This is a genomic window from Mechercharimyces mesophilus (genome assembly GCF_059818345.1).
Genome location: NZ_JCBAPH010000003.1, coordinates 140,563 through 152,431 on the forward strand (window position 1 = coordinate 140,563; position 11,869 = coordinate 152,431).

The 11,869-nt window shown below is 45.8% G+C and carries 9 protein-coding genes; 6 read left to right on the forward strand and 3 right to left on the reverse strand.

Going from position 1 to position 11,869, the window contains the following annotated elements; genetic code table 11:
* Positions 1–25: 25 nt before the first annotated feature.
* A complete protein-coding gene (locus AC6RGY_RS10510; RefSeq protein WP_499862747.1) occupies positions 26–193 on the reverse strand; it encodes a hypothetical protein in 168 nt (55 codons plus the stop codon).
* A gap of 160 nt (positions 194–353) precedes the next feature.
* On the opposite strand from AC6RGY_RS10510, the gene AC6RGY_RS10515 reads away from it, so the two are divergent.
* The 3 genes from AC6RGY_RS10515 (at position 354) to AC6RGY_RS10525 (ending at position 4,861) form a co-directional block, all read left to right on the forward strand.
* Entirely contained in the window at positions 354–3,092 is a 2,739-nt protein-coding gene (locus AC6RGY_RS10515) for a transglycosylase domain-containing protein (protein ID WP_499862749.1), read from the forward strand.
* A gap of 150 nt (positions 3,093–3,242) precedes the next feature.
* Positions 3,243–4,283, forward strand: a complete 1,041-nt coding sequence (locus tag AC6RGY_RS10520; protein ID WP_499862752.1) for a YkvI family membrane protein — start codon at positions 3,243–3,245, stop codon at positions 4,281–4,283.
* 14 nt (positions 4,284–4,297) lie between these two features.
* The gene (locus tag AC6RGY_RS10525) at positions 4,298–4,861 is read left to right on the forward strand and encodes a glycerol-3-phosphate acyltransferase (protein ID WP_499862754.1); all 564 of its coding nucleotides are present in this window, start codon (positions 4,298–4,300) and stop codon (positions 4,859–4,861) included.
* 188 nt (positions 4,862–5,049) lie between these two features.
* Here the strand turns inward: AC6RGY_RS10525 and AC6RGY_RS10530 are convergent, their stop codons facing one another.
* A complete protein-coding gene (locus AC6RGY_RS10530) occupies positions 5,050–5,790 on the reverse strand; it encodes a sulfotransferase family 2 domain-containing protein (RefSeq protein WP_499862756.1) in 741 nt (246 codons plus the stop codon).
* A 336-nt stretch (positions 5,791–6,126) separates the two neighbouring features.
* Between AC6RGY_RS10530 and hemE the strand changes: the two genes are divergently transcribed.
* Genes hemE through hemY form a run of 3 tightly spaced genes read left to right on the forward strand, consistent with a single transcriptional unit; the run spans position 6,127 to position 9,603 of the window.
* Positions 6,127–7,176 carry a uroporphyrinogen decarboxylase gene (hemE, locus tag AC6RGY_RS10535; RefSeq protein ID WP_499862759.1) on the forward strand — a complete coding sequence of 350 codons (1,050 nt, stop codon included), beginning with the start codon at positions 6,127–6,129 and terminating at the stop codon, positions 7,174–7,176.
* Between the two features lie 46 nt (positions 7,177–7,222).
* Complete coding sequence (gene hemH, locus AC6RGY_RS10540) at positions 7,223–8,176, forward strand: ferrochelatase (protein WP_499862761.1); 954 nt, start codon at positions 7,223–7,225, stop codon at positions 8,174–8,176.
* Positions 8,173–9,603, forward strand: a complete 1,431-nt coding sequence (hemY, locus tag AC6RGY_RS10545) for a protoporphyrinogen oxidase (protein WP_499862764.1) — start codon at positions 8,173–8,175, stop codon at positions 9,601–9,603. Before hemH ends, hemY begins: the two co-directional genes overlap by 4 nt.
* An 81-nt stretch (positions 9,604–9,684) precedes the next feature.
* Here the strand turns inward: hemY and AC6RGY_RS10550 are convergent, their stop codons facing one another.
* Entirely contained in the window at positions 9,685–11,766 is a 2,082-nt protein-coding gene (locus tag AC6RGY_RS10550; protein WP_499862766.1) for a DUF7948 domain-containing protein, read from the reverse strand.
* Positions 11,767–11,869 lie beyond the last annotated feature (103 nt).

Here is an 11,869-nt window from a genome sequence, read left to right on the forward strand (position 1 = left end):
TATAATAAGGTATAATGATCTTCTACTATTCACTTACTTTGTTTAAAATTTGTCCAAAAGCAAACCAGAGAAAGGAAAAGAGGAGGCCAAGTAAAAAATGAAAGAGGCCATACTTTACTCCGATTAATAGGGAAAAAAGAATTCCGATCCCGCCTGTAAAACGGCAGGCAAAAATGGCGGCTTGCCGATTCATCCATGATCACCTCTCATACACTATAGCACAAATAAGGTGACTGGAACGAACGGGAACAAGAATGAAATCAACGGGGGAGCGCAAGCCAATCAATTGATTGCGTCTACCCATCAATAAATAAAGTGGCAACTTAAGAGAGCGTAGCAGGAGGTTTATCAAAATGAGTGATTTTCAAAACCACGAATGGGAGACACCGTCCCGATCGCGTAGCGAACGCCTCACTTCGCGCAATACGCGTGTGAGTGGTAAGCGTGGACAGCGGTTACAAGGAGGAAAAGGTGGAGGCGGTGACAAGAAAAAAGGCTGGCGTCGCTTCTTTAATAAGAAATGGATCTTGCTAGTCTTATTTACATCGATTTTGTTAGCAGCCGGTGGCTGCTCTGCCATTATGATGTCGGCTAACCTTCAAGATTTAGATAAAATGGAAAATACCGAGTTCGCATCTACTATTATGGACCCTGATGGTAAGGAAGTAGCAAAAATCGGAGCGGTCGAGAGCGAACCGATTGAGTGGGAGAGGGTAAAATCTCAAGAACTGATTTGGGATACCTTTACTGCGGTAGAGGATAGTCGCTTTAATGATCATAATGGAGTGGACTACTATGGGATGGGTCGTGCGGTTTTTGCTAATATCAAAAGTGGTGGTAAAGCAGAAGGTGCTAGTACCATTACCATGCAGGTGGCAAGAAATGCGATTCTGGATAACTTTGAAAAAACCTATAGTCGAAAGCTCGAAGAAATCGGGGCAGCCTGGCGTTTAGAAAGAAAGTATACCAAAGCAGAGATCTTTGAAGCGTATCTCAATAAGATTTATTTTGGGAATGGTGTCGAAGGAATCCAGATGGCATCGAAGATTTATTTTGGAAAAGATATTATGAAAGAAGAGTTAGAACCACAAGAAGTGGCCATATTGGCAGGTTTACCGAAGGCCCCTAGTAAGTATAATCCGTTTTCAGGGGAAGAGAACTGGAAAGCACAGAAAGAACGACGGGATACCGTGTTGTTTATTATGGCTCGTGAGGGCATCATTACGCAAGAAGAGAAAGAAAAGCTACAAGCAACGGAGATCAGTCACGATGAGAAGCACATGAATGAGTATTTAAAGGATACAGGTTATGATGCCTATAAGGAAATGGTTATTCGTGATGCGGAAGAGTATTATGGCTTGACGGAAGAAGAGCTAGCCGTAGGTGGATTCGAAATCAAGACATATATTAATCCCAAAGCACAAGATGCGATGGAAGCAGCGATGAAAGATGACTCACTCTATCCAGCTGAAAGTCTGGGCTTAGTTGATGGGGCTGCCACCATGATAGATAATAAAACGGGTGGAATTGTTGCTATTGCTGGCGGACGAGAGTATAAACCCTCCTATAAAATGCGAGCAGCAGAAGAACACCAGCCGGGATCTTCTCTCAAGCCGTTGACCGTATACTCACCTGCTGTAGATAGAAATGGATTTAATGAGTACTATCAGATTGATGATGATAAACAGTGGGCGGAAGAGCAAGGATTGGAAATTAACAACTACACGAATAGGGACTATGGATTAGTATCTATGAGTGATGTTGTAGCTCAATCATTAAACCTAGCAACCGCTCGAATCTTGGTGGACCATGTGAATATCGAACCAGCATTTGCGTATGGTGTGCAAAGGTTTGGACTTCCCTTGCTAGAGGAAGATAAGGGTGTTTCTCCGTTGGCATTGGGTGGATTGACCAAAGGCGTTTCCACGGTGGATATGGCACAAGCCTATACCGCTTTCCCACGCTTGGGGAAAATGACAGAGGCACATACAATCATTGAAATTAAAGATGTTCGTGGAGGCAAAGAAAAGATAGAAGAGCCCACTCGTAAACCGGAAACAAATGAAAAAGTTTTTGATCACCCTAAACAAACGGCCTGGTATATGACGAGAATGTTAAAAGGTGTTGTCGCAGGTGATAATGGTACGGCTCGTAAGTATGTGAATATCCCCAACCATGAGATAGCTGGTAAGACGGGAACCACAAATGAGTATAAAGACTCTTGGTTTGTTGGATATTCACAGGATTACACGATGGCAACGACTGTTTATAACCCTCAGGGTTTGAAGAAGAAGCTAGACGACAAATCCTATGGGGCACAACTTTTTAATGACATCATGAGCAAAACCCTCAACGAAGGCTCAAGTAAGTTGGAAAAACCGGAGGGTGTATCCGATCCACAACCTCCATTCCAGTTAAAACAAGTCACCGACTTGAAAGCAGATTACGACAGAGGGAATCAAGCGGTTCACCTTAGCTGGACAGACCAAGATCAAGGAAGTCGTGTGGTGTACCGTATTGAGCGTAATGAAGAAGGCGGAAATTGGCAAGAGTTAAAACAAGTGACGTCAGGCTCTCACACGGACACCAGTATCGAACCTCCTGAAGATGGTGGATTCTTTGATAACCTAACAGGCCGAAACAAGAAAACCTACCAATATCGAGTGATTGCTATTGATACACAACCCAATGAAGGTGAAACACAAGAAACGAGCCCTTCCAATGTAGCAACAGTAGAGATTAAGCCAGGTAATGGTAATGGAGAGGAGCCGGAGCAACCGGAAGAAGGGGAATTCCAACCTGCCAGTAATCTATCCGGCGACTACCGTGACCGAAATGGAACGGTGAAAGTGAAATGGAATCCCTCTAATCAACAAGGGGCGAAATATGTTCTTTATCGTGATGGACAGCCAATCACAGGGGAGACTTCGGATACCAGCTTTGTGGATCAAGGTATTCAACCTCAACCAACTCCGACTACTGTCACGTATGAAGTATATACCATCCATCCATTGACCAGAGAGCAGATTCCAACGAATCAGCCGGCTACTGTACAAATTCCAGCAACAAATCAAAATCCAGGTGGACAATAACGTTCTATTAGAGACAATCGAATGATGAAGTGAACGAAGGTAAAAGGGAGACTAGTCCATTATGGGCTAGTCTTTTTTGCTTGTTCTACCCTCTATCTCGTCTCCATAGACTAGTCCTATGAGGACAAGGCGGAAGGAGGAGAATGAGGCTTGAATTCACAGTGGACGATGGCGTTTCGAGTGGCATTTACGTATATAGGCACGGTGGTTGGTGCAGGCTTTGCTTCCGGACAGGAGATTATGCAGTTTTTTACTGTGTATGGGATGGGTGGCATGTGGGCCATTGTGGCAGTTTCAGCTTTGTTTGTGTGGTTGGGAACGCGCATGATGGTGATGGGAGCGCGCCTGCAGGCAGAATCATACGAAGAATTGAACGACCACCTCTTTGGACCCACGTGGGGAAAGTGGATGAGTCGGTTTGTGGGTGTGGTCCTCTTTGGAGTGACAACAGCGATGATGTCAGGGACAGGAGCGCTGTTTGAGGAGCAACTGGGTTTCTCCTTTCATTTCGGGGTGATTGCCACATCTCTCATTGCCTTTCTTGTCATTATTCGTGGAATGGATGGGATTTTATCAGTCAACACATTGGTGGTGCCGTTGATGTTTTTATTTACGCTCTTAGTGGGAATCAATGGCTGGCAAAGTGGAGGAGTAGAAGGGCTGTTTGCGATGGAGGAAGCCACCAACGAAGGACATTGGAGTCTTTCCGCTCTAACCTATGTGGCGTTTAATCTTGCCATGTCGCAAGCTGTGTTGGTGCCGCTTGGGCATGAGATAGGGGATGAAAAAGTACTACGCTTAGGTGGTTGGATGGGTGGGTGTGTGCTAGGGCTGATGCTCATCACCAGTAACTTTGCGCTTTCCCTTCACTCTCCACAGGTGTATCAGTTGGAAATTCCGATTGCCCTTGTGATTACTACTTTGGGTGAAGGGATGAAAACCTTCTTTTTGGTGGTGATGTGGGGAGAGATCTTTACGACCCTAATTGGGAATGTATATGGCTTGGCAGCTAATCTTCATCAAGTGACGCGTCTACGGATGAATACGCTCATGGCAGGCATTTTCTTCCTTGGATATTTGTGCTCAATGATTGGCTTTCCCACATTGATTGGTTATTTGTATCCATTGTTTGGCTATTGTGGCATCGCTGTATTGGGGCTTTTGCTCATCCGGCGCTATCCATCCAGCTGAAGGGGAGAAAATCGATGAATTTTATCATTATTGTGGCTCTGTCGTATTTGATCGGTGCTTTTCCATTGGAGTGGGTATTGGAACGTAGTCGTGGTTGGATGGAGGTTTCCCATCAAGCACGCTTGTCCGTTCGTTCGGGTGTCGTGTGGGGTGGGTTTGAGATGGTCAAGGGTGGAGTGGCTACCTTAATCGGATTGTTGATGGGAGGCTGGATGGGAGCTTCCTTGGCAGCAGTAGGAGTAGTTGTGGGACACACGTATTCGGTGTTTACTGGATTTCGTGGTGAGCGTGGATTGGCAGTCGCCGGAGGGGCGTTTCTCATTCTTAGTCCGCTCCTCATCTTGTGTGGCCTATTGATTTACTTTCTAACCTTGCTGATTACCCATTATCGTAGCTTGGCTACATATATTACCATTGGAGCGGTGATGATACTCGCTCTTTTCTTCCCTATTCATTTTTATGGGTTAGTGGTTGTTGCATTGATCGGTATCCTCCTGCTGGTTCGTTATCGCTCGTGGTGGGAAGAATTTCGCAGAGGGACGGAACCTCCTGTCCGTTGGAGTGGTCCCTTTAAATAGAAATAAAATATCTTAAGCGTTCACTCTCAAATGAGTGCTTGACGAAAGAGGAACTCAATCGGTCTAGTTGCATTTGGTTGAGGTGACATGAACAGTAAGGAAATGCTGATGCCACTTTAAGGTTATATCCGATAGAAGGGGACGTGGCTTCGGATTGGAATATAGAGACTCCCTATTCTCACCACCTACTAAGTTGACATGTATTTTTTAAATCGAAGGAAGTCTTGTTTTTCTTCAGGGGGGAGTTGATTGAACTGAGATCGTAATTTGTGCTTGTAGAATTTGTAGAGCTCTAAGTCTTTTTGATTACGGCGAATGATTGTTTTCCTTAATGAAGCGGGAACTTCCTCTTTGCCAATATACTTGGTACTTTGATGAACACTCATAAATTTCATTTTCTTCCAACCTAATTTCTTGTTTAGTAGATAGAGAGATTCTGTATACATATCGGTGATACCTACCATGGTAAAGTGAGATTGTATATGAAGCTGGGCCTTGTGGAGATTGGGTTGGTTGTCACCCGATATCCAAGTCGTTTGTGTATTTCGGAGGCCACGCTGAAGGGCAGGGTTGGAATAGTGAATAAACTGATGAAAAGAGAGGTTCTTCACGGTGTTATGCAATGAATTTTGCTTTGTGCCACGTAGATAGTTAAAATAGGAAATCACACGATCCAATGGATGGCGCAGGAATGTAAAATATGTTGCAGGCTTTTGAAACCATTGGTGAACACCATAGGGTCGATGGCCATATACCGCTTTATAGGGGAGACTGTCTTCTTTTGAGATAGATTCTGAGGGGGAGACTGGCTGGAATGTATCGTTGGTCCGATAAATATTTTCTCTACCATAATGAGTATCCATGATGCGACGGGTGGTTGTACCAGCCGTTTTAGGGAGGTGCATGAATATAATGACTTTTGAGTTCATAACATAAACCTCATTTCTACTTTACTAAATATACCTTATAATATGCGAGCTTTATAAGGACGTAACGTCAAGGGTACCTAGCCTAGAAAAATGTGTCGCTTTGTTGACGGAAGAAACGCCATTTTGTGTCCGTTAATGATCTTTTACCTTTACTTTCAAGGGGGATCTCTTCTGTTTTGAACAATTTTTTGACCGTTCGTCGGTGAGACTATATATCTGAACGCAAAAAGGATATCATGAAGAGAAATGGGGAATTTCTTTAAGGAGGTCCCCTGTCTATTTGAAAAGCGATAATCGAATTGATCATACATTGAGAGAAAAAAGGGGCAAAAGAATATGAAGAACGGACCAATCAATGATACCTTTTTGCGTGCTTGCCGGAAAGAACCGACGGAGTATGTTCCTGTATGGTATATGCGACAAGCAGGTCGGTACCAGCCGGAATATCGTAAAATCCGAGAGCAATACTCTTTCTTTGAAGTGAATGAGAATCCGGAAGTATGTGCGGAAGTGACTCGTCTGCCAGTAGAGCAGTTGGGTGTCGACGCTGCGATCCTCTTTGCAGATATTATGACACCACTCAAGCCTATCGGTGTGGATGTGGAGATTCAATCGGGAATTGGTCCGGTGATCGACAATCCGATTACGTCCATTCAGGATGTTCGACAACTATTGGAGTTACAACCAGCGAAGCATGTGCCAATGATTCTAGAAGCGGTAAAGATATTGCAACAACAGCTGACAGTCCCATTGATTGGCTTTGCCGGCGCACCGTTTACCCTAGCGAGCTATATGATTGAAGGTGGCCCTTCCAAGCATTATCACAAAACGAAAGCTTTTATGTATGCACAACCACAGGCTTGGCAAGCGCTGATGGACAAGTTAGCAGACATGACAATTACCTACTTATCTGCTCAGATTGAGGCTGGAGCTTCGGCTGTACAAGTATTTGATTCGTGGGTTGGGGCACTCAATCAAGAAGATTATGATCACTACATCGCTCCGGTGATGGAGAAGATCTTCTCCTCGATACAAAAAACGAATGCTCCTACCATCTATTTTGGTGTGGGTGCGGGTCATTTGCTTACTAGATGGAATAAACTTCCGGTTGATGTGCTAGGCTTGGACTGGCGAACAAGCATACAAGAAGCGAGGCGTCTTGGAGTAGAGAAAACGTTGCAAGGCAACTTAGACCCTTCACTGCTACTCGCTCCGTGGGAGCAATTGGAGAAGAAAGCGAAAGAAATTTTGGATGAGGGATCCAAAAAGCCTGGTTATATTTTCAACCTCGGTCATGGGGTGTTTCCTGATGCAGATGTTCAAACACTGAATCGCTTAACCTCTCTGGTTCATGATTACTCGCACGAGAAGAAGGAAGTTAAATAGGGTAAGATAACTAAAATGAAAAGAAATCGATCGTGGAGGGTATCGTATGAGTAAGAAAACAATTGGTATACTTCTGATGGCCTACGGAACGCCACGGAGTAAAGAAGAGATTGAACCTTATTACACCCATATACGCCATGGAAGAAAACCATCAGAAGAAATGCTGCAAGATTTAACTGAACGATATGAAGCCATCGGTGGAATCTCTCCCTTGGCACGCATTACAGAGGAGCAACGAACAGCTTTGGAGGCGGAATTAAATCAGCGTGAAGGCGAGATTCAATTTCGTGTCTACTTGGGATTAAAGCATATTGCTCCATTTATTGAAGATGCTGTACAAGAGATGCATCGTGACGGGATTGAGGAAGCAATCAGTATGGTGCTCGCTCCTCATTATTCTACTTTTAGCGTCAAATCCTATAATCAACGGGCACTTACGGAAGCAGAGCGGATCGGTGGTCCGCAAATAATATCTATTAATAGTTGGTACAAGAATGAGAAATTCTTACAATATTGGACGGAGCAGTTAGAAAACACTCTCTCTTCACTGTCGCAGGAGGAACGTGAGAAAAGTGTCGTCGTTTTCTCAGCGCATAGCTTACCAGAGAAGATTTTGCAATATGGGGATCCCTATCCGGATCAGTTACAGGAAACGGCACAAATACTGGCTGAGCGGGTATCCATTCCTCACTATGCGATTGGATGGCAGAGTGAAGGGAATACACCTGATCCATGGCTGGGTCCAGACGTACAAGATTTGACGAGGGACTTGTATCGAGAGAAGGGGTATCAGACCTTTGTCTACTGCCCTCTCGGATTTGTAGCTGAACACTTGGAAGTATTGTACGATAACGATTACGAGTGCAAAGTGGTTACCGTTGAGGTAGGGGCTTCCTATCTCCGACCACCCATGCCTAATAGTGACCCGCTTTTTATTGCCGGATTAGCGGATGAGGTACTCCTGAAGTGGTCAGAGCACCTGGAGAAGGTGGACTCATGAAGCGCGTAGTCATCATTGGGGGTGGGCTGACTGGTCTTGCTACTGCCTTCTATCTTCAGCGCGCGCAAGAGCAGACACAAGAGCCGATCAAGATTAGCCTGCTGGAAGCGGGTCCTCATTTGGGTGGAAAGATTCATACGGAGTATCACGAGGGCTTTGTGATTGAGCGCGGACCAGATTCTTTCTTGGAACGGAAGTCGGCAGCGGCAAAGCTTGTGTCTGAACTGGGTTTAGCAGATGAGTTGGTACGAAATGAAACAGGACAAGCGTATATCTTAAACCACAAGCGCCTTTTACCGATTCCTGAAGGGGCGGTTATGGGCATCCCTACTCGTTTGATGCCATTTGTTACGACAGGTTTAATTTCACCTATCGGAAAGCTTCGCGCAGCAGCGGATCTATTGCTACCACCGGCGACGGGAACGCACGATATCTCCGTAGGGGAATTTTTTAGAAGGCGTCTAGGGAACGATGTGGTTACCCAGGTGATTGAGCCATTGCTGTCGGGAATTTATGCGGGAGACATTAATCGCTTGAGCCTTGAGGCAACATTTCCTCAGTTTATCGATCTAGAAGAGCAATACCGTAGCCTGATTCTCGGTATGAAGAAGACACGTCCCGAAGCAGGGCAAGCAAAGAAAAAAGGGCAGTTTCTCACCTTGAAAAAGGGGCTTACCTCTTTGGTGACGGCATTGGAAGAGAAACTAGCATCTTCGTGTTCCATACGCACACAAACACAAGTGCGCCATGTGGTCAAAACAGCACAAGGGTATGAGCTTACCTTGCGTGATGGTGAGACATTAGCAGCCGATGCGGTGGTAATGGCGGTGCCTCATACTGTTACCCAACGTTTGTTGGGAGGAAGCCCGTATCTGGATCCACTGATGAACGATGTGAAGCCGACGACAGTAGCCACTGTCGCTTTAGGTTACCGCAAAGAAGATGCACCCTTACGCTGGGAAGGGACAGGCTTTGTTGTACCACGTACAGAAGAGACATCGATTACGGCATGTACGTGGACCCATAAGAAATGGCCACACACGTCCCCGGAAGATAAGGCCTTGTTACGCGCTTATGTGGGTCGTGCAGGTAGCGAAGCGATTGTGGATCGATCCGATGAAGAGATTGTGGCGGTCGTCAAGCGGGATCTACAGGAGATTTTAGGCATTGAGAAGGAGCCACTTTTCTCCGTTGTGACTCGTTGGCGCGATTCGATGCCTCAATATGAAGTGGGGCATGCGGCATGGTTAGAAACGATGCGTTCCCAACTAGCCGAACACTTCCCGCGGTTGGTTATCGCTGGAGCCGCATACGATGGCGTTGGTTTACCGGATTGCATTGAATCAGGAAGAAACGCAGCAGAGAATATATGGGACAACGTAACGGGTCGTCCTTCCCTCGAACAAGACCATCAGCTACTTGGATAGTAGCTGATGGTCTTTTCGCTTGTAAGAGAGCGTTATTCGAGATAAGAGTAGAGATGTTTACTAGAGGCTGATGGTCGAGCTTTAACCCGATGTTTCGCCACTCGATCCGCGTGGTCCACGTGCTCCTCTGGGTCCACGTGGACCTCTAGGTCCCGTTGGCCCGGTTGGCCCCGTTGGTCCAGGGATAGAGGAAGGAGACCCGATTTTTGTGACGAAAGCATCCTCTACGCCAGCGAAAGATGGTTGAAAAGCACTTGAGAGGACAGGGAAATTGGGAGATGCGGTGACGCCAGTAAGATAGGCACTGGCAGTGGTATCCGTCGCAGTGGCACTCGCACGATCAAACCCACTGCCCCCTAGGTAGGTAGAGTAAGAAATACGATTACTCTTGTTGGCCTGTAATTGGATTTGGGTAGCGAAAGCATCATTGCTACCTCCAGCAAAGAAGGACTGAACGGCATCGGTTGTAACAGGGAAGTTGGTGGAACTGGTTTCTCCTACGATCCACGGATTGTCATAGGGATCGACAGCGATACCAAATCCTTTTTCTGAACCTGTTCCGCCGAGAAAAGAAGAAAAAAGTAGCGACGAACCTGCACGATTGAAACGGGTAACGAAAGCATCCTGGCCTAAGCGTACGGTCTGAAAAGCACCCGAAGTTATTGGAAAGTTATCGGATTGTGTCTGTCCCGTTACATAAGCTTCTCCTCCGCGATTTAAACTGATGGCACAACCAGTATCATCCCCTGATCCGCCGAGGAAGGTAGAGAAAACCAAGGAAGAACCGTTGACATTAAACTGGGTGACGTAGGCGGATGTACTCCCGGGGGCAGCGGTTTGAAAAGCATTGGAGGTAGTAGGAAAGTCATTGGAACCGGTTAATCCTACTACAACTGCTTGTTGTGATTGATCGACGGCAATCCCAGTTCCCGCATCAAAGTTGCTTCCGCCTAGATAACTAGAATAAATGAGAGTGGAGCCGGAGCGATCCAGCTTGCTAATAAAAGAGGTCTGTAAAGCAGCGTTGTTGCGGGTCTGAAAGGCCCCGCTAGTCGTAGGGAAGTCGCCTGACTGTGTAATCCCAGTTATATAGACATTTTGATCTCCATCTAGCGCGATTCCGTTAGCGGCCTGATTTTCACTCCCTCCTAATAAGGTGGAGAAGATGAGGCTGGAGCCTGTTGGGGACAATTTAGTCACATACACACTTTCGATCCCTCTGAAAATCGTTTGCAAAGCATTCGAGGTGACAGGGAAGTTAGTAGAAGTCGTCTCTCCCGTGACATAGGCATGCCCGGTAGGATCTACTTTAATACCAATTCCGCGTTCGCCTTCGCTGCCGGATAGCAAGGTGGAGTAGAGTAGGGAAGTTCCGGAAGCGTTAAATTTGGAAACAAAGGTAGACTCAAAACCTTGTTGGATGGTTTGAAATGCTCCTGTTGTGAGGGGAAAATTAGCGGAGGCTGTTGTTCCCGAGACGAATGCTTGTTTATCTGCATTGATCGCGATACTGAGTCCACAATCGGTAGCAGACCCTCCTAAGTAAGTGGAATATAACAGGATGATTGGATCGATGATGAGGGGAAGGGTGGGATCATATTCTCCTTTTAGTTGGAACCCAAAAGTGGATGAATCATAGAGGGTGAAAGGAGTACTCACTTCTTGTTTTCCATGAGGAGTAAGTTGGTAGCTCATCGGGTGTGCTTGTTTCACGATCCCGTGAGAGGTGTGAAAGATCAGTTCGCCGTCTTCGTTAATACGAACGTCATCGGCCCCGTCTACTTTCATACGGATAGCGTCTAAGCTGGCGTGAGGCGAGAGAATAAGATCATACTTGAGGTCGTCATTCTTTTCGTAGAAGAGCAGATCAATTCCTGACCAAACATTTATATAGTATAGCTCGTGAAAAGAGGCTTTGCTTTCAATATCAAGATTTTCACTCATTGAATAGGGTTTTCGTGTCAACAAATGTGGAAGGTTATCCGTGGGCTTTTGGTCGAAAAAAAAGTGAAGGAGCGCATGATTGTCGATGGCCAAACTCCAATGTTCTTGTGCAAAACAATAGATAAATCCGTTTCCGACCATGTGGTACTGATTGATCTCTTCTTCTACTTTGCAGAAACCGGAAAGCCGTGTTGCAGGACGTAGGAAGGGATGAAGCATAGGGCATCCTCCTTTGCAAAATACAATCTTTTCAGTCTATTCAGCAAAAAAGCGTTCGGTTCATGGTAAAAAGATGCTAGTTGGCACTAGTGGAATGGATCGT